The sequence below is a fragment of the Acinetobacter pengchengensis genome (assembly GCF_982235305.1).
In genome coordinates this window covers 2,589,796-2,608,197 of record NZ_CEVATJ010000001.1, presented here as the reverse complement: position 1 = coordinate 2,608,197, position 18,402 = coordinate 2,589,796, and the positions used below count along the sequence as shown (strand labels likewise).

Annotated in this window: 13 protein-coding genes, 1 tRNA gene and 3 pseudogenes; 2 read left to right on the top strand and 15 right to left on the bottom strand. The window is 36.4% G+C overall.

Annotated features, from left to right (window positions below; translation table 11 throughout):
• Positions 1-446: 446 nt before the first annotated feature.
• The 7 genes and pseudogenes from AC0T5Z_RS12660 to AC0T5Z_RS12630 all read right to left on the bottom strand — a co-directional run bounded on the left by AC0T5Z_RS12660 (position 447) and on the right by AC0T5Z_RS12630 (position 5,037).
• Positions 447-1,735: pseudogene (locus AC0T5Z_RS12660) on the bottom strand (type II toxin-antitoxin system HipA family toxin).
• Complete coding sequence (locus tag AC0T5Z_RS12655) at positions 1,732-2,040, bottom strand: helix-turn-helix transcriptional regulator (protein WP_004282130.1); 309 nt, start codon at positions 2,038-2,040, stop codon at positions 1,732-1,734. The pseudogene AC0T5Z_RS12660 and the gene AC0T5Z_RS12655 overlap by 4 nt, the downstream one beginning before the upstream one ends.
• A 377-nt stretch (positions 2,041-2,417) precedes the next feature.
• Positions 2,418-2,648, bottom strand: a pseudogene (locus AC0T5Z_RS12650) (antitoxin).
• Positions 2,649-2,964: 316 nt separating this feature from the next.
• On the bottom strand, positions 2,965-3,300 hold the full coding sequence (locus AC0T5Z_RS12645) for a helix-turn-helix domain-containing protein (RefSeq protein WP_435337739.1): 336 nt from the start codon (positions 3,298-3,300) through the stop codon (positions 2,965-2,967).
• A gap of 944 nt (positions 3,301-4,244) precedes the next feature.
• The gene (gene nadS, locus AC0T5Z_RS12640; protein WP_435337740.1) at positions 4,245-4,517 is read right to left on the bottom strand and encodes a NadS family protein; all 273 of its coding nucleotides are present in this window, start codon (positions 4,515-4,517) and stop codon (positions 4,245-4,247) included.
• A 69-nt stretch (positions 4,518-4,586) separates the two neighbouring features.
• Positions 4,587-4,808: pseudogene (locus AC0T5Z_RS12635) on the bottom strand (Arm DNA-binding domain-containing protein); the annotation flags it as partial.
• A 19-nt stretch (positions 4,809-4,827) separates the two neighbouring features.
• Entirely contained in the window at positions 4,828-5,037 is a 210-nt protein-coding gene (locus AC0T5Z_RS12630) for a hypothetical protein (protein ID WP_000122748.1), read from the bottom strand.
• Between the two features lie 115 nt (positions 5,038-5,152).
• On the opposite strand from AC0T5Z_RS12630, the gene AC0T5Z_RS12625 reads away from it, so the two are divergent.
• Together AC0T5Z_RS12625 and AC0T5Z_RS12620 are read left to right on the top strand one after the other, a co-directional pair.
• Positions 5,153-5,380: a helix-turn-helix domain-containing protein gene (locus AC0T5Z_RS12625; protein ID WP_435337741.1), complete on the top strand. Its 228-nt coding sequence runs from the start codon at positions 5,153-5,155 to the stop codon at positions 5,378-5,380.
• A gap of 249 nt (positions 5,381-5,629) precedes the next feature.
• On the top strand, positions 5,630-6,292 hold the full coding sequence (locus AC0T5Z_RS12620) for an IS1595 family transposase (protein ID WP_473786247.1): 663 nt from the start codon (positions 5,630-5,632) through the stop codon (positions 6,290-6,292).
• Positions 6,293-6,445: 153 nt separating this feature from the next.
• On the opposite strand, the gene AC0T5Z_RS12615 is transcribed toward AC0T5Z_RS12620, so the two are convergent.
• The 8 genes from AC0T5Z_RS12615 to glmU all read right to left on the bottom strand — a co-directional run bounded on the left by AC0T5Z_RS12615 (position 6,446) and on the right by glmU (position 18,387).
• Positions 6,446-6,521, bottom strand: a tRNA-Gly gene (locus AC0T5Z_RS12615).
• A gap of 582 nt (positions 6,522-7,103) precedes the next feature.
• Positions 7,104-8,702: a Tn7-like element transposition protein TnsE gene (locus tag AC0T5Z_RS12610; RefSeq protein WP_446893073.1), complete on the bottom strand. Its 1,599-nt coding sequence runs from the start codon at positions 8,700-8,702 to the stop codon at positions 7,104-7,106.
• Positions 8,703-8,814: 112 nt separating this feature from the next.
• Positions 8,815-10,347, bottom strand: a complete 1,533-nt coding sequence (locus tag AC0T5Z_RS12605; RefSeq protein WP_435337661.1) for a TniQ family protein — start codon at positions 10,345-10,347, stop codon at positions 8,815-8,817.
• 2 nt (positions 10,348-10,349) lie between these two features.
• Positions 10,350-12,032 (bottom strand): AAA family ATPase, encoded by a 1,683-nt coding sequence (locus AC0T5Z_RS12600; protein ID WP_435337662.1) that lies wholly within the window; start codon positions 12,030-12,032, stop codon positions 10,350-10,352.
• Positions 12,033-12,065: 33 nt separating this feature from the next.
• Positions 12,066-14,228: a Mu transposase C-terminal domain-containing protein gene (locus AC0T5Z_RS12595; RefSeq protein ID WP_435337663.1), complete on the bottom strand. Its 2,163-nt coding sequence runs from the start codon at positions 14,226-14,228 to the stop codon at positions 12,066-12,068.
• The gene (locus tag AC0T5Z_RS12590) at positions 14,212-15,015 is read right to left on the bottom strand and encodes a TnsA endonuclease C-terminal domain-containing protein (RefSeq protein ID WP_180094616.1); all 804 of its coding nucleotides are present in this window, start codon (positions 15,013-15,015) and stop codon (positions 14,212-14,214) included. Before AC0T5Z_RS12590 ends, AC0T5Z_RS12595 begins: the two co-directional genes overlap by 17 nt.
• Before the next feature lie 153 nt (positions 15,016-15,168).
• Positions 15,169-17,010 (bottom strand): glutamine--fructose-6-phosphate transaminase (isomerizing), encoded by a 1,842-nt coding sequence (gene glmS, locus AC0T5Z_RS12585; RefSeq protein ID WP_291340564.1) that lies wholly within the window; start codon positions 17,008-17,010, stop codon positions 15,169-15,171.
• A 12-nt stretch (positions 17,011-17,022) separates the two neighbouring features.
• A complete protein-coding gene (gene glmU / locus AC0T5Z_RS12580) occupies positions 17,023-18,387 on the bottom strand; it encodes a bifunctional UDP-N-acetylglucosamine diphosphorylase/glucosamine-1-phosphate N-acetyltransferase GlmU (RefSeq protein ID WP_435337664.1) in 1,365 nt (454 codons plus the stop codon).
• Positions 18,388-18,402: the final 15 nt, after the last annotated feature.

The window sequence follows — 18,402 nt, the reverse complement described above, 5'->3', positions numbered from 1 at the left end:
GTGCAACATGCACATTTACAGATATTTTTAATACATTTCTACGCCAGCTTTTTGTGCATGTTGTTGATTAAATGAGTTGATTTTGAGCAATCTCTAAGGAGTAAATATCACGAAGATTTATTGGTTGATGCCTAAAACTAGAATGTGATTTCCATTCTGGACATGTTTCGTCGATTCTTTTTGCAAAGTAGGAGCGGTGGAAGTCCAAACTGATTTTAGGTGGAATTGCTGTGATGAAGGCAGCTCAATTAGATAGATAATCTTTGTCTGATTCAATGACAAGTTGAGCCACTCTATCTTTGATGACTTCGGTATTTCTCCATTTTTATCGGGACATTCTTTCAGGAAAAGTGGTTTCCGACAAACCCGGTACGGTTCAAAGCGAAACTGACGGAAAATGATGTGATGAAATTGTTTGAGAAATTTTAGCCTTTTTACAGGTTCCTCTAATCATCTGTAAGTATCTGAAAGTCTTGATGCAATTTTTTCCAATGTTCTCTTAATTTTTCTTTATGAGCAGAAATCATAGGTAAGTCTAGTAAGAGCGCTGGCCATAATGATCGAGCTTTATCCATAATATCGTGAAGTTGCTTCTCGATGATACGCCATGGAACACCGACTTTTTCTGCCCATTGCTTAAAATGCTTCATCTCAGCTCATACCAATCTTTATTTTTGGCAAGATTTAATGCGAAATGATGCTCATTTTCAATATATACACTGGTCATCAATATATCGTATGCGGGAGATAATCTTGGTGTTCTTTTATCCTGATAAATCATACTCCAGTTTTTTAAGTGTGCATCTCCATTGGCGAGCAAAATATTGACAAGTAAGCGGCTGGCAAATTGCTGAATATCAAGAATTTTGTTATCTGAAAATTGATAAATGATCTTTCCTATCTGCTCATAATTTGTGGTGTTGTATTTCTGATGTGGATATGCGCCGAAGATCTGAGCAAAATCTTCGATGTGAATAAGCTCTGTAGTATCAGCAGTACTCTGTCTATCAAATCTTTTGATTGCAAAAGCATATTGCTCTTGGGGTAAATTTAATGGTGGAAGGTCTTGTAAAAGGGCCATATCCACCAAGTGAATCTCAGGGACATCTATTCCGACCGTTTTGGTAAGGGTCATCATAGAATATTCATTTAGCGGAACAAAAGCATGTCTGGAAGAAGGAGTTTTGATAATCCAGTCCCCGAGTAGAGCCGTTTCCGTTGCCTGTGCTAGTGTAAAACGCCCATCTTTGGCTTTCATGGAAAACTTCATTTGGACGCCGGCCAAGGAAAACTTATTATCTGTTCGAATCTCTTGCTTTAAAATCTGATCTGGATTCGAGATCTGCAGTTTGAATTTTATTTCATCTGGAATTTCTTCTGGATCTAATGGGGTCGCAATGAGTGCTCCAGGTAAGTCATGACCTAAAGCTGCCAATAACTGAAATTCATTGTCTATATGTACTTTGAGGCTTTGTGCAATTAGTTCGCGTAATGCGCCTTCTGGTAGCAAGTTTGATAGCAAGGGGTGTAAGCGCTGATGTGTAACATAGGTCTTTTCTAAAATCTTATCTGCTTGAGGATACAAGGGGGAAGTCAGCAGGCTCAAGGTCGGGCGTCGCTGATCAAATCGGAAAGAATCCGTAAAAACCAGAATATTTTTTCCGCTCTGAAATCCTGCCAAGTATCCAACGACAGCGTGATGTAATGTTAATTTCAGGACGGCAACAGTATTCATGGTTCCTCTCCTCCGAGAAGACCCTTCCATGGGTTAGTCATTAAGTCATCCTGATCTTCAATAGTGACTTTAATTTCATCATTCAATAATTGTCTGATCAAATGAACCTTATCATCAGGGATGAGCATCAGTTGAGCATTTAATCCTGCCGCTATAATTTCTAAGGTCTCTAATCGAGGGTTGCCCTGACTTTCCAGTTTTTGGTACTGCTGTCTTGAAATGCCTGTACGGGATTGCATATCAACTTGCTTTAAGCCCAATTGGGTTCGTCTTTTTTTGATTTGCTGAAGTAAAGACTTATTCATTGTAGATACATTTATTGCTTTTAGATCCTGTAAGAAACATATTAGTTTCTTTTTTTAAAAAAAGCAATTTATCAAAAAGCTACTAAGATGGTGATAAAGTGATCGTGGATTGAGAGCATTTAAGGTCAATTGAGACCATTTTTATAGTCGTGGGCGCGATCACAAAATTACAGGCACTGTTGTTGCTGTTCTTCTCAGGAAGAAGCCAAACAATAGGGGATGAACAAATCAGGTTTTATGAAGTATCAGGGGCGTATCAAGCTCGATGGGATGAGCCCAGAAGCATTTGAGGCAGCTTCAAAATGAGGCTATTTCATGTCTAGGATACTGGGAGCAGTCCAATATAACTAAAAGGTATCTACAAAATCGGCAGCTATTCACTTGAAGTCCTCACGCAATTGTTCACCTTGATCAGCTCGTTCCAGTTGAAAACCTAATTCAAACTCGTTAATTGCCTCTAACATAATGTCCTAGGGATTATTGATAGGTAGTAACAAGACACCACGACCAAAACTTTTAATAGCAACTTCGTTACCATTAAAGCGAAATGCTTTGGGCAATCTAACAGCCTGACTTCGACCTGTTTGGAAAACTTTAGCAATTTCCATTTTTACTCTCCCGGTATGATATGTACCGTTGGTATATATCATGTCATTAAATAATTGCTATTGATAGATTTGTTGAATCAGAATTATTTGCAACTTCTGCATTTAATTTAGAAGGTAAGTCTATGTGAAAAAGAGGTAAAAAGTCTTTTAATCTTCATTAATTACTGTCCAAGTAAAATAAGAATGGATGTCCAAATAATTATTGATTCCACAGATGAATGGTATCAATATGAATAGCCACCGATTTGGAAGGGAACATCATCGACTCAAATTTCTATTTGCAACAGTGCCATTTTTCCTACCTAATAGTTAGTTCTTAGAAATCATCACTGAGTCTGTCCATATTCCGAACTCTTTTAGGCTGTTTCTGGATTTCTAAAGCTTTCCCAATTTCATCATGGTCTGGATGGGCAAGATCAAAGACAGAGTCTTCAAGGCCAAGAACCATTAAGACCGTTACTAAATTTTTGAAGTTAATACTTGGATCGCCTTTTTCCATTCGGCTAATTGTACGTTCATCCACATGCACCCGATTAGCTAACTCATGAATGGTAATGCTCCGGCGGATTCTCGCAATCTTAATATTTTTCCCGACTTGTTGAAGTAAATCCGCTACGCCATGCATCATAAAATGACTGGAGGCCTTCTTCATACAAATCCTCAGAAATCCGACATTATTTCCTGTTTAAGTTAATTTAAACCACATTTAATGTCATATCCTTTGTTGTATTTTTTTAAAAAAGAAGGTGGACTGTAACAGCAGAAAGGGGGATTTGGGAGTCGGTTTTTTAGACCCTATGGTAATCATAATTGTTTAACTGAGTTGAACAAATCCGTGGAACATTGATTGAATAGTAATCGTGGAACAGGGTAAATCATGAAAAAAGCCCAAACTGTTGAGATTGGGCTTTTTAAAACACGATAAGATTCTGATTTAAAAAAGAAAATCAAAAGATGTTATTCCTAAGTAGAAATGTCCGGTTTCTCCAAACAAAAAATGCTGAGAGATTCAAAACAACAAAACAATTTTTACCTTACTTAAGGAACTTAGGCTTCAAACCTTGAGTGTATTATTCAATAGAGGGTTATTCGGATAGTTTTTATATCAAACTCCCTAGAAAGAGTCTTATAGGGCTTTTTTTTTTCTTTATTACTTAAAAAATTAAAAGGCAGAAGTTGGAGCTTCTGCCTTTCACTAAAACGACTATGGATATAACCATGGTACGGTTAGTTGTTCTAGTCATCTTATTATACAAAAAATCATGCTGCAGCACACAATTTTCGAGTAGCTGAACCTTCGACAGTCCCCATCCCGGCTTTTTCAGGGCAAAAATCCCCCCAATTTCTGCGGATAAACCTGGAACAGTTTTTAATCATCTTTGTACGCATTTACTTACGTCAATTCCGGTACTTTGCTGCTATTCGGAACATTGGAATTTTCATATGATAGATTCATAGGGAACAGGAAGTTCCACACAATAATAAGAATATAAATACGCACAAGGACAGTAAGGTACGACAGGAGTTATACCGAGCGACCCCATACGAAAAACCTTGGCAGGATGCCAGGGTTTTTTCATTTCTCGTATATTTAAATTAAATCAGACCCGGGTGAGCATCCAGAATACGGATTAATGTCGCTGCAGGGCCAGTCGGATAGCGACGGCCTTGTTCCCAGTTTTGCAGGGTTCTCGCGCTGATATGCAAACGTGCAGCAAATTCAGCCTGGGTTAAGCCTGTTTTTTCACGTACTTCTTTAATATCTGGCAGTTCAAGCTTTGTGACTCGACTTGCCTTTATCTCATTACGTTTGATGGCCCCAGCGTCTTTGATTGAAGCAACCAGGTCATCAAATAAGTGGTTATCCATGAAATTGCTCCTTTACTAATTGACGCAGGATCGAGGTTTCTTTATCTGTCAGATTTTCACAGACTTTGGATTTCTTTTTTCCTTAAATTCTTCAATACGTTTACTTTTTGGAAAGTACTTTCCGTATTCAAAAGTTCCCAAAGTAATTTCGGCTTCAAGCTGTTCGAGACGTTTTTTCAAAATGCGTCGGTTATAAGCATTGTCTTCAAGATTGGTTGTCTCTCTGCAACGAATGCCCATGTAGCGAAAGTCGGCAATCAGTTTGCCACTTCGTTCCCGGATGGTAGCCATCAGTTAAACCTCCTAAGCCTTATTGCAAGGCATCCATGCTTAAACCGGTGAATTTAAGCATTTCAGTTTCAATGCGTTCCCAAACAAAAAGAATTTTTCGACCACCAAAAGGACGGATGTAGTGAACACCTTCAATAAAGACACTGTCCTTCAGTTGGTTGCGAATAGTACGAGCGTCGTACTGGATTTTTTCAGCCAGTTGCTGGGCTGTGAGATAGGTATATGACATAATTGTATTCCTAGCGTAATTCATTGGATGTAATGAATTTTTCATCCTTAGACCTAAAATAACCTCAAATTTAATTAAATGCAATTAAATTTTCATTGTATTAGAGGAAAAATTAATGGTTATTTGTAAACTACCAATATTGTTGGCCGAAAGAAAAATGCGTGTCGCTGACTTGATTCGTGGCACAGGCATTAACAAGACAACTTTGCATAAGCTTTATAATGGCGAATTGACTCGAATTGATTTAGAGACTATCGATCGTATTTGCGATTATTTGGATGTGCAGGTAGGGGATTTGTTTGTTTTTGAAAAAGATAATAAAGAACAACCTATTAGTGAATAGTTTGGTCACAATTGGTCACATCAAAAAGTGAAATGGTCACAAATCCTTGATCGTTTGGTAAAAAACATCTTGTTTGGAGGAGAATAGGGTGATTTTTTACTTTCAAAAAAAGCTCTGAAAGTGGTGATCGATTGAGGACATTTAAGGTTAATTGAGACCATTTTTATTGTTGTGGGCACGCCATGGTCACATCTTGGTCACAAAATATAAGGCTCTAGACTAGCAGAATAGATATGTTAGTCTAGAATCATGATAGAAAACAGTAAATTAAGTCACTATAAGATTAAAAAAATTATTCAGTGCTTTTGCATTGATATTCCTGCTTCTAAAACAGCCTTATTGCTTAACTTGAACCGTAATACCATCAACTATTGGTACATGCTTTTTAGAGAAGCAATCTACGATCATCAAACAGATTTAAGAGCAAAGTTTGTAGGTTCTATTGAAGTTGATGAGAGCTATTTTGGAGCAAAAAGACAACGTGGTTTTCATGGGAAATTGAAGCGAGGTCGAGGTACTTTAAAACAACCTGTATTTGGAATATTTGAAAGGAATGGTCGAGTTTATACAGAAATAGTCCCTGATTGTAAAAAGACTACATTACAACAAGTTATCTTAGGTAAAGTTGCACTTGAAAGTGTAATTTATAGTGATGGTTGGCGTGGATACAATGGTTTGGTAGATGTTGGTTACTCAAAGCATTTTAGAGTAAATCATGGAGCGAATGAATTTGCCAGAGGACAATGTCATATAAATGGAATAGAATCATTCTGGAGCTTTTGTAAAAGAAGGCTAGCAAAGTTCAACGGTATATCAAAAGAGTATTTTGATTATCATCTTAAAGAAACAGAATGGCGTTGGATGAGGGAGTCTAATGAGCTAGCAACAGAGTTGTGGGACCTCATTAGGTAAAACTAAGTGCAAATCTGCTAGTCTAGAGCCAATATAAATTACATTAAGAATATTTTTTATTGAATCAAATAACAAAGGAAGAAGATTTTTTAAAAAATATAATAAAATCAACAAGAAAAAAGCCCCCATCTTTCGATGAGGGCTTTTTGAATCTGGAGCGGGAAAGGAGACTCGAACTCCCGACCCCAACCTTGGCAAGGTTGTGCTCTACCAACTGAGCTATTCCCGCATGCGGTGTATAATACATGATGCAAAAATACGGTCAATCATTTTTTTCATGCCATCGTACTGACTGAATAAATAAACAACATTTTAAGAAAATAGTTCGGTTAAATGACTTAGGTTGTTTGTTTTTATAAAAGTTTTTATTGTCTGCTAAAGTCTCAATATCGCTTGCTGTGCACTGGTGTTATGCGAAAAACAAAAAGTATCAGACATAAAAAATCCGCAGTACTAAATTTGTAAAAATGAAGCTGACTGCGGATTTTCAAGTGATTTAAAATAATCTTATTAAGTTCATGTAGGTCAGTAATAAAGTTTCACCCTAAATTTTTGGTAACTAATTGATTTATATAGTTCATGATTTAGTTTTTTGAAAATAAAGTATCATCGTAGATTATAGTATATTCTCAACTCTATAAAAAAATTAGTAATAAAGTATCATCTTAAATATAAGTAGATACAATTCCAAGGCTAAAGCACTTATGCCATTGAGGTTACAGATATTTAAAAGGCTAATTCCCATAAAATTAAGAAATATCCAAACAACAAAAGATATTTTTTTCAATTGCTCATGCTATAGAAAAATCTATTAAGTAGATTTTAAAACTTCTGTAAATCGTTTTACCCAATATTTAAACTCTTTATCAGATTTAGCTATCTCAAATTTGTTTTTTGGATGGTTAACACCTTTGGGAATACCAATATTTTTTAAGGATTCTGCAGTAGGCCAACGTAAAGAGCGTTTAATAATGTCTTCTTTAAAACTTGGAAAATGTTGATCCCATATTTCCAAACTATCAACCTTAATAATTAATGTAGACAGTGATTTTCGATTGTCGCTAGTATCAATTTCTAGAATGACGAATTGTTTATTTTGAAATTCTAGCTGTGCTTCAGCGATACATCGAAAGTTACCATCATCAGTCATATGTACCTTGGATCGATTCACAGCAGGAAGCTTAGAAATGGTAAATCTAAATTTTGATAGAATATTATGCTGTGATCTGAATTCCTCAATCATAGCTTGAAATGCTTCAAATCGTTTCATGAATAGCTCAAGATCATCACTTTCATCTTGGCAATTTTCAAACTCTCCTCGGCCAATTTCTCCAAAAATACTAGATTCACCTGTACCTACGTCAGGTTCAGGTAACGTATTTATATCATCGTTATTAAGTCTACCCTTTTTACCAGAATGTTTAATTACTGCTTTTTTTGTTTCAAAAGGTGATGAGAGTGTCATTACTATTTTGGGTGAATCAATGATTACTGTTGGCTTATCACTATTAGCTTCTTTTTCATTATCAATTATAGGATCTTCATTTCTTGGAGGTTTACTGCCTCCTGAAGAACCGTCAGAACTTACTTGAGTATTTTTAACAGTAAATGTTGGACTACAAAAAATGACTGTATGATTAATTTCACTAGGTAAGTTTGATATTGCTAGAATTTCATTTACATAATATTTGTTTTTCTTCGGACTTAAATATACTTTTAATGTGAGTTCAGCACCTTTTAATGATGGTGGGACAAAATTAAAGTTCCAAAATTCTCGGAATTTTGTCTGCAATTTCTCACTTAAAAAATTCTTGGAGATGCTTTCAAAAGATGTTCGTGCTTCTGTATCGAGTAATATCCATGCGAGCAAGCGGCGCATTCCGACATTATCATATTGGTCTCGTGGGAAGTTACAGAGTGTAGGGATATTGATCAGAGTTTGATTCTCTCCCTTTATGATATCAAATTCGCCAGAAAGACATCTTTGATCCAGTGCACTACGAGATAGATAGGCATTATGCAAAAATAATACTCTAGCAAGTTCTATTTGAGGTAAAATAATTTCAATATCTGTGTATTTTCCATGAATATCGCTAACAATATTACTAAAACTATATTGTCCTGATTCATTAATTAAAATATCCCATTTCTGAAAATCATCAATTTTAATAGTGATCGTAGACTCATTAAAAGGAGTAAAGAGTTTAGTTTGATTGAATCGACGATTTCGTGCCAATAATGGCATGTTAGAAAAACGAGCATGGTTAAGTATATATCTCTGATCTTTTGTTGAATATTTATCATTTTCTAATCCAACAGTGATATTCCATTCACTATTTTTTATATCTTTAAAAATAGAACCTAAAAATGTAATTCTCGCATTTTCAGGAAAATTTTTAATTTTTATCATCAGTGCTTTACCATTTTAATCGTTGGTTGTTTGACTAGAAATTTATCATATATATAGAGACTTATTTTATTATATTTTAAAATTGTTTCATAAAAGTACGGATTCAATTCAATTAATTTTTAATCATATTAGGAAATTCATGAATGATATATTCTAGAAATTTTTTCGTTTCAGAAGTCATCCTCTCCTCACTTAATCCAGCTGTTCGTAGAATGCGCCACTGAGGAAGTGGTTGTCTGTTGAGATTACTATCTATAAAAACTTTTGTTAGACGCCTGATTTGAAAACAGCTAATATCTTCACAATATCGCTCTAGAAAGCATCTAATTAGGGGGAGTTTTTGCAAGTTTTTTTCTAATGTATTTGAAGTGGACGTCTGTTTTAACCACCATTTCGTAGAACGTCTCGGACTATCTAAATCCCAGATTAAAGTATTCTTAAGTTGGATAAGTTGCCTTACATACAAAAGATCGCGTTTTTGCCAATCAATTTTAGTCCCTTGTGGAATAAACTTCTGATGGAAGTTTTGGTTGGTCTGCAATAGCCAATCTTTATCGTTTCGATATAACCATGCATAAAGAGCTGCCTGCAGGTGACGAGCGGGTTTAACCCCATGGTTTTGTACTAAATCTACCCATTTTTCACGATTCTCAGCTCTGGTTATTTCAAAATTAGTATCTTGCGGTTTTATTTGATTATTTTGTTGAGAGACTACTTTCTGGAAGGATTTAACTTGAGTGAATATATCTGCAAAAGACCAGTCAGTATTCAAAAAAGCTTCGATTACAATAATATGCTCCAAATAACTAAAGCTTTTGCGATGTTTTCTAAAAATATGACGTAGCCAACTGGTTTCAGATGCTAAGTCATCCAAATGATATTGCCTAAGAAATTTTTGTGACCACCGTAATGATATTTTTTCTAAAATTTGGTCGAAAGCAATTTGGTTTTGCCCACGTATACAGCCATTTCGTTTAGCTAGTTCATTATAGAATATTGTCCACTGTTCATAACTTGATGATACAAAAGGTGGTATAGATAGCAATTCTATTAATTTTGAGCTAATAAAAAGTTCATCATTTGTTGCCGATTCCTGATTCCATTCAGTACAGGAAATATCTGAAGGTACAATGAAGTCATGTCGATGTAATGATCTTAAATCTAGTGTTGATTCGACAAGTTTACCGTGTTGTGGACAGCAAGCTCCCTGTATTTGCCATAAACGCAACCAGTAGAATTCACCTTTTTGAAGAGCTTGCTCTTTCAAACATTTTGGACAGTAGCGTAGTTTGTGAATAATAGGGATTCGTGAAGCATTAATTCCCAAAGAAAGATGTATTGAGCCTTTTGAAATATTAGCCATCCATTTGATACATTGTTTTCTTCTTACTTCAGGTACAAATGGTGCATATATAGGAAATAATGTATGTTTGTATATTATATTTTGTAGACTCAATTGTTTTTCAGAATACTGATTAACGATCGCATTAAGATGACAGGGTAAATCAACCGTAGCAATAACCTGTCTATTTTTAAATACAGCATCAAGTAATTGCTTTGGACTTTCAAATGCCAAGCGGATTCCAGCACGAGCCACTGTACTATAAATAAGTTCATGTTCATAAGGCATAGGAAAATTTAGCATATCTAACTCACTTCTTTTATCCAATGAGATATATCAAAGATCAGATCTGTTTGGGTTTTTAAATGATCATAAAAACTTTGTTCATTCTCTTTTTGTGAAAATTGAAAACGTAAGTCAACTGAATCCAATGTATGCCATTGATTAAATTTAAGTAGGTTGGATTTAGGTGTTTTAGGTTTAGATAATGAGGAATCCTTTATTGGATCTATATCTTGCTTTAACCAGTCCATAATAATGGGAAGTAACTCGGTCAAGTGTTTATCAGGATATTCGGTAAATATCTTTTTAACCATTGGTATCAAAAGCTTAGTTTCATAACCAAGTTCAAGTAATAGATTGTGTAAGCGGATAGATTCGTCATGTCCTTGATATTCAGCAAGCTCATCTTCTTGCTCAATTGCACTTTCTTCGATTTTGGAAAAGAGTTTTAACAATTGTCTGTCAATTTCAGGTGTGATCAAATCAGGATATTGTGCAATCCGTCTAGCATCACCTGAACGTAAAGCATCTATAATATGATGAATTGGTTTAAAATCTTCTTGATATGTATTTTGGAGCAATTTTACAGTAATTCGTTCTAGACCAGACTCAATTGCCCGTATTTGTGCAAGGACAAAAAGCTTAACAGTTACATCTAAAATACCTTGGGTTAGATCAAACCAGCATTGTCGTAACTCCTCTGAGAGTAAGAGATCAGCTTTTCTTAACCATTGATATTTCCAAAGAGCCTCTGTAAATGTCATCCACTCAGATTTTCGAACTTTTCCATCTGGAGTTTTTATTGCAGGCTCATTTTTTATAGGTTCCCAGTGGATTGAACCAAAACCTACAGCTCGACGTGATGAGCGCAGATCACGCTCAAATATATTACTTGCTTTAGGTGTTCCTACCATAATGATTGGCAAGCTATAAACATTCACTAAAGTCACAAAGAAATTTAACATTTCATCAGAATTTTTAGATCTGTTTGCCATGAGGTGTTGAATTTCATCAATCACCAAAAGACCGATTGCATGAAGATGGGCAATGTGTCCCATAAGTTGCAAGAGCTTTTGTTCATTATGTCTTTTTTGAGTATATTGTTGTTCATAATTAGTTCCTAAAGCACGGTCAACAGCACTAAAGAAACTTAAATATAGAGATTTAAGTGAGCCATTATATGGGCAGTCTATTTTTAGATAGACCAGTTGAGTGAAATTATGTTCAGGATGGTAAATTTTTTGTGGATAATTTCTAAGAATGCGATTTAATGTGGTTGTTTTGCCACTACCAGAGAAGCCAATAAACACTAGACTCTGTGCTGTTGATATTAAATCTGTATGGCGAGAAGCATTAAAATCATTGCTTTTAATATGTTCAAAACTATTTTGTAAATGCCGATTTAAATCACCTGTAGTAATATTTCGTCCTACATAGCCTTTTCTCAACATAATAGAAATTTTTTGTTCTAATGTTAAATGTCGTTTAATAGGGTGAAAAAAATTATTTAATAACTGCGATATAATATGAGCACGAGTATTATTGGGGAGTTGTCTATCGGATAATTTAAATTCAATAGTGCCTTTAATGGCTTGGATTGTATCTTTTGCCTCAAAAATTACGGGTAATGCCTCGATAAAAGGATTCCCCTGATAATCAGAAACTGGACTTGCTGTATACACTGCATGGTTATTTTTATTCTTCATAATCGTATCCTGCCTATTTATATTTCGTGAATATCAATTTTCATCATTAGAATCTTCAAGATCATCTAGTAAATCTTGATAAACTCCAAAACGAAGTCTGTAATCTTCATCATCTTCTAAGTTTATGAATTGTTTGGACTTAGGCATATGGAGAATATTGTTTTCAGTTTTTGAGGATGACTCAGGGTGCTCTAGAACCGTCAAAGCACTTTTTGATGATTTTTGACCATTATTTCTCTGTTTCAATCGTTCAATATCTTTTTCAGCCTGTTTGTTTTCACGGAGATTAGTCAAACGTTGTTTTTTACTGGATGTAGAAGAAGGTTTGTTTTTATCTGCCTGAGCAATAATTGATTCAATACGTTCTTCAATATATGCTTGAGACCTATTGGTTTTTAGATTTTGAGCGGCTTCTACTTTCTTTTGTTCGTGTTGAACTTGCCAAACTTCCCAAAAACTACAGCCTATAAATTCTCTTGATCTTGGAGAAAGTATAGCTTCCCAATAATCTAGACTATGCTCCTCATAAAACACATAAATTATTTCTGCATTACTTGGGTCATAAGCTACTTGAAATGATTGTGGACGAGAAATAGATTTTTTACGATGCATCCAGCCTTCTTCATATATTTCAGGGCAATGATAAAATACTCCAAACACTCTAAGTCCATGGTCAGATAAGGTTGCTTTAACTTTAGGTAATAAAGCAACACGTAATGCTTTTTCAGAAACCTGTTTTAATTGACCTACGCGATGTTGTATTCCCCAATTCCATAAATGAATAGGAACTAAAGGAAGATCACTAGGCATATCTATATCACGATCATAAGTTGTCAATTGATGTGACGTATTGTGTGTAAGGATTGAACCAATAATGATCTGCTTAAATTCAGTTATCGTAAGTGTCGCATCTAACCGATAGTCAGACCCCCCACGTTTTTTCTCTTTAGCCTGTTGTACTACACCAGAAGCAAAAGGCTTAAATGTTGCCTGAATAGTTCTGAAATAACGCTCTACAATAGGTTTTAAATCTCCACGATAAGGCGGGGTATTCTCGATACGAATAGAAAATTTATATTCTAAAGCTTCAATCTGATGTCCTAATAATTCACCTCTATCTGCCAAAATGGCATCAGGTAATCCAATACACGGCCAGTCATCGTGTGTAATTTCATAACCATATTGTTTACACAACTCAACTTTATCTGTCATGGCAACTTGTAGAGCTTGCATGGCAGTCACATAGGAAGCATTTTCAAATCCAATATAGAAACCAACTACCATTCTACTAAATACGTCAGCAACTAGATAAATAGTCGGCCGTCCAACAATACAAGCACGATCAGAATCCGATACAAGATAAATATCTGCAATGGTTGCATCAATTTCATAGCGAGATCCAGGTCCTAAGACTTGGGTGTTTACAGTTGAATAGAGCTCTCGGATATCTTTTGCATAAGTAATTGGATTAGTTCGAGCAGTCAGCTGAGTTAGTTTGGGAAAATCACGATCATAAAAATATTTAAACTGCCAGATAGTTGGGATTTCGCTATCAGGAATATCTGGAAATAATGTATGATACATCGTAGAAAATTTACGATGAGCATAACCTAAAGAATATTTATCCTTTGTTAACATATATTTATTGATAATAATTCTAAATAGCCTTTCAATATTCTGATCAACTAATGCACCAACACCTTCAGTATATTTTCTTGGTCTCCCTAATTTTTTATCTTTTGCAATACGCTTAGTACCTTTAGCACCAGAATTTTTATAACTGGGAATAAGGGCATTTGGTGTTTGACCTCGTTGCCAGTATCGACGTGCCAATCTATAAATAGTCTGATGGGTTGTTTTGTGCTGTTTAATAATTGTTTTAACAAGGCTAAAGCGTATAGACGGATCATAGAAATTCTCATTAGAAATGAGTAAATCTATAATGTTCATTCCCATATCACGTTTTTTTTGCTGGACAGACCCTTCTGTTACATTAATCAATGAAATATCGGCAAAAGGATCTTCGATTATTTCTGCTTCGCCTGCCTCTATGGCTGTAAGTAATTCCTCTTTTTCAATTAAAAAGGGATTTGCATGGTGGTGGTTTAGATCAATCCATATAATATGAGAAGGAGTGATTTTAAGAAGTCGGTAGTCTTCACCGTGAAACTTATATACATCATTGATTCGAAACATGGCGAATTTCCTCCCATATTTCAAAATTCCCTAATTTAATCTCAGAAGCCTTAATCTTTTTATAGTCTTTGGTTATATCAAAAATGAAATAACGTTGAGCAAGTAGTTCTCGAAGCTCTGCTAAAGACGCACCAATTGGTAAATTATATGATTGATCTATTTTTTTACTTAAATCGATTAAATTGAGTTCAGGATATTGTGTAAATATATGAATGTACGAATTTAACTGATCATAAATTGTAGTACTAGATTCTCTCATGGCTGGATAAAGCCATTTGATGTTATTCAAAATAACTAAAGGAATTTCTTTTTCTGTAAGGATATACCAAGGTGTTTTTGTACTTTTCCAATATCTACGCTCTAGTTCTAGTTTCTCGATGATTCTCTCATTCTGTAAGTCATTTGTGTATTTAGTTCGAATGGCAAAATTTGGTTGATCAGCAGTTTGACTATTAACATAAAAACTTGAACTTATAGTTTGTAGAGTATCTCTAACTTTTGGGTGAGAGATTTTAGCTTGTTCTGATATTTCCAGCGTAGCATTGAGAGGTAAGGGAAATTGCTCTCTAATATCAGTAATTAAAGGATTCCAGTCTAAAAGTAGAAAAATCGCAAGTTCTAAATCAGATAATAAATGATGGGTACGTTTTGTTGTATGACCAAAAACTCGGTGAGAACGACCTTTTGAACTAACATCCCGTATAGTAATCCACGGCTTATAATCTTTTAGATTGCCTTGTCCACGTCCTTCTTTAATCCAGCGGTTCTGCTGATGTTCTGTCGCCATAACAAATCGCCCATTATTCTTTATTAATTTAGAATAACAGGCGATTAATATTTAGGCAATATAGGATGATACTTTATTACATAGGATGAAACTATATTACTCAAGATGATACTTTATTACTTGAATACATCAAATTATTGAATTTAATAAATATTATTCAACTGTTACACTTTTTGCCAGGTTTCTAGGTTGGTCGACATCTGTACCGCGTAAAACTGCCACGTGGTAAGACAACAACTGCACAGGAATACTATATACAATTGGCGCAAGCAACGCGCTAACCTGTGGCACATAAACCACATGCTGACGCTCTTTATCTGCAGGAATGCCGCTGTTCTCATCTGCAAATACAAACAGCTCACCACCACGTGCCTGTACTTCTTCCATATTGGATTTTAGTTTATCCAGCATGTCATCTTGCGGTGCTAAAATCACCACAGGCATGTCATTGTCTACCAATGCCAATGGGCCGTGCTTCAATTCACCCGCAGCATAACCTTCTGCGTGAATATATGAAATTTCTTTCAGTTTTAACGCACCTTCCAAGGCAATTGGGAATTGTGTGCCACGACCCAAGAACAAGCAGTGATTTTTCTCTACAAACAATTCAGACAAACGTAAAATTGCCGTATCATTTTGCAAAGTATCTAAAATCACTTTTGGTGTGTGCCACAAGCCTGCAATAATTTCAGCCGTATCTGTCGCTGCTATTGCATTTTTCACCTGACCAATTTTGAGCACCAACAGCATTAATGCTGCCAACTGTGTGGTAAAGGCTTTGGTCGATGCCACACCAATTTCAGGACCAGCAAGCGTCAACAAACTATGTTGGGTTTCACGCACCATAGATGAGGTCGCTACGTTACAAATGGTCATGGTGCTAATATTTAAGCCTTTTGCAGCAGCACGTTTTTGCGTGTCGCGTAAAGCAGCTAAAGTATCTGCAGTTTCACCCGATTGTGAAATGCACACATACAACGTATTATTCACAATCACTGGCGTGCGATAACGATATTCGCTGGCAATTTCCACATGACATGGCAAGTTAATCAGCTGTTCAAACCAATATTTTGCAATCATCCCCGCATGGTAGCTGGTACCACAGGCAATAATCTGTACCTGTTGAATCTTGGCAAAATCAAGCTCAGCATCTTTCAGGAAATCTTCACGTAAAGCGTTGCCATTTAATGCTTGTGAAATGGTTTGTTGAATCGCTTCAGGTTGCTCATAAATTTCTTTGAGCATGTAGTGCTTATATTCACCCTTCGATGCATTGCTTACAGTTGCATCCAGCTCTTTTATAGGGCGTTCAACCGTTTGACCATTTACAAAAACTTCAATGCTGTCGCGGGTTAAGCGGGCAATATCACCTTCTTCCAAATACATGAAACGGTTGGTAATTGGCAATAACGCCAATTGGTCTGAACTGATAAAGTTTTCGCCAATACCGACACCAATCACCAAAGGCGAACCTTCACGCACAGTGATCAACTCATCTGGATAATCGGTATGGATAATTCCAAGTGCATAAGCACCTTTCAGTTGAGGTACCACTTGCTGTACCGCAACCAGTAAATTCGGAGCAGTTTTAAGTGCATGGTCGACCAAATGGGCAACCACTTCAGTATCCGTTTGAGAACTGAACACATAACCTAAAGTTTCCAGCTCGTCTTTCAGTTCTTGATAATTTTCGATAATCCCGTTGTGTACGACAGCAACATTGCCAGAAATATGCGGATGCGCATTGTTTTCTGTCGGTTTACCATGTGTTGCCCAGCGCGTGTGCGCAATACCGAGTGAACCTGTTATTTGAGAATCTACAACTGCTTGCTCAAGATTTGCTACTTTACCGACACGACGCTCACGCAAGACCTGACCCTGACTAATCAATGCCAAACCTGCGGAATCATAACCGCGATATTCTAAACGCTTTAAACCTTCAATGAGGATATTGGTAATACTACGTTCTGCAACGCCACCGACAATACCGCACATAGGAACTTCCTCTTATTTTTTCAATTTTTGTGGACGTTGATAATTTTCTTTAGTGAACTGTTTAGAACGTTCCACAGCTAAACACTGTTCTGCAACATCACGGGTAATGGTCGAACCTGCGCCTACCGTTGCACCATTGGCAATGGTGACAGGTGCAACCAATGAACTATTTGAACCAATAAAGACTTGGTCACCAATAATAGTTTTAAATTTATTGGCACCATCATAATTGCAAGTAATCGTACCTGCACCAATATTGCTGCCTGCACCTACCTCGGTATCGCCTAAATAGGTAAAGTGGTTGGCTTTGGAGCCTAAACCAATTTGACTGTTTTTCACTTCAACAAAGTTGCCAATATGCACTTCATTGGCCAATATTGTACCCGGGCGTAAACGTGAGAACGGGCCAATTTGCGCATCTTCACCTACAACCGCTTGGTCAAATACGCTATACGGCTGAACTTTAGTGCCCGCAGCAATTTTGGTGTTTTTGAGGATACAACCTGCACCAATCTCTACGCCATCACCTAGTTCGCAATTACCTTCAATAATCACGTTAATGTCAATGCGAACGTCTTTACCTGCATGGAGATTTCCACGTAAATCAAAACGGGTTGGGTCAATTAAATGCACACCTTGTTGCATAAGTTGCTTGGCTTGGAAGTTCTGGAATTCACGTTCTAAGGCAGCCAATTGTACACGGTCATTCACGCCTTCTACTTCAAAAGCCAGTTCGGGTTTTACCGATGCAACTTCTAAACCATCGGCAATTGCCATCGCCACAATATCGGTCAGGTAATATTCACCCTGCGCATTGTTATTGCTTAGTTTTGGCAGCCATTCATGTAATTTGGCATTACTGACGCAGTAAATACCCGTGTTAATTTCTTGAATTTGGCGCTGTGCTTCAGATGCATCTTTATGTTCAATAATCGCTTGAATTTTACCGTTTTCACGCACAATACGACCATAACCCGTGGCATCGGCAAGGGTGAGTGTCACCAATCCAATTTTGGTTTCACGTGAAACATCGAGCAGCTTTTGTAGGGTTTGCTCTGTAATGCAAGGTACATCTCCCGATAAAATCAGTGATACACCTTCACGTGGTAAAACAGGCAAAGTTACTTTGACTGCGTGGCCTGTGCCCAGCTGTTCAGCCTGTTCGACCCACTGTATCTGTTCATGCGTAAAAGCATTTTGAACCAAAGCACCGCCATGACCGTAAATGGTAATAATATGATCGGCTTGTAATTTTTTTGCGGTATCAATCACGTGACCCAAAAGAGGTCGTCCTGCAAGAGGTTGTAATACTTTTGGTAAATTTGAACGCATGCGCGTGCCTTTACCTGCAGCAAGAATAATCACGGTGGTAGACATGTTGAATCCTAGTGA

Coding starts and splice junctions, on each gene's coding strand:
- AC0T5Z_RS12620 (WP_473786247.1), top strand. CDS start 5,630: ATGATAGAAAACAGTAAATTAAGTCACTATAAGATTAAAAAAATTATT.
- glmS (WP_291340564.1), bottom strand. CDS start 17,010: ATGTGCGGTATTGTCGGTGGCGTTGCAGAACGTAGTATTACCAATATC.
- glmU (WP_435337664.1), bottom strand. CDS start 18,387: ATGTCTACCACCGTGATTATTCTTGCTGCAGGTAAAGGCACGCGCATG.
- AC0T5Z_RS12645 (WP_435337739.1), bottom strand. CDS start 3,300: ATGAAGAAGGCCTCCAGTCATTTTATGATGCATGGCGTAGCGGATTTA.
- AC0T5Z_RS12625 (WP_435337741.1), top strand. CDS start 5,153: ATGGTTATTTGTAAACTACCAATATTGTTGGCCGAAAGAAAAATGCGT.
- AC0T5Z_RS12630 (WP_000122748.1), bottom strand. CDS start 5,037: ATGTCATATACCTATCTCACAGCCCAGCAACTGGCTGAAAAAATCCAG.
- AC0T5Z_RS12605 (WP_435337661.1), bottom strand. CDS start 10,347: ATGCTAAATTTTCCTATGCCTTATGAACATGAACTTATTTATAGTACA.
- AC0T5Z_RS12590 (WP_180094616.1), bottom strand. CDS start 15,015: ATGGCGACAGAACATCAGCAGAACCGCTGGATTAAAGAAGGACGTGGA.
- AC0T5Z_RS12595 (WP_435337663.1), bottom strand. CDS start 14,228: ATGTTTCGAATCAATGATGTATATAAGTTTCACGGTGAAGACTACCGA.
- AC0T5Z_RS12600 (WP_435337662.1), bottom strand. CDS start 12,032: ATGAAGAATAAAAATAACCATGCAGTGTATACAGCAAGTCCAGTTTCT.
- AC0T5Z_RS12610 (WP_446893073.1), bottom strand. CDS start 8,702: ATGATAAAAATTAAAAATTTTCCTGAAAATGCGAGAATTACATTTTTA.
- AC0T5Z_RS12655 (WP_004282130.1), bottom strand. CDS start 2,040: ATGAATAAGTCTTTACTTCAGCAAATCAAAAAAAGACGAACCCAATTG.
- nadS (WP_435337740.1), bottom strand. CDS start 4,517: ATGGATAACCACTTATTTGATGACCTGGTTGCTTCAATCAAAGACGCT.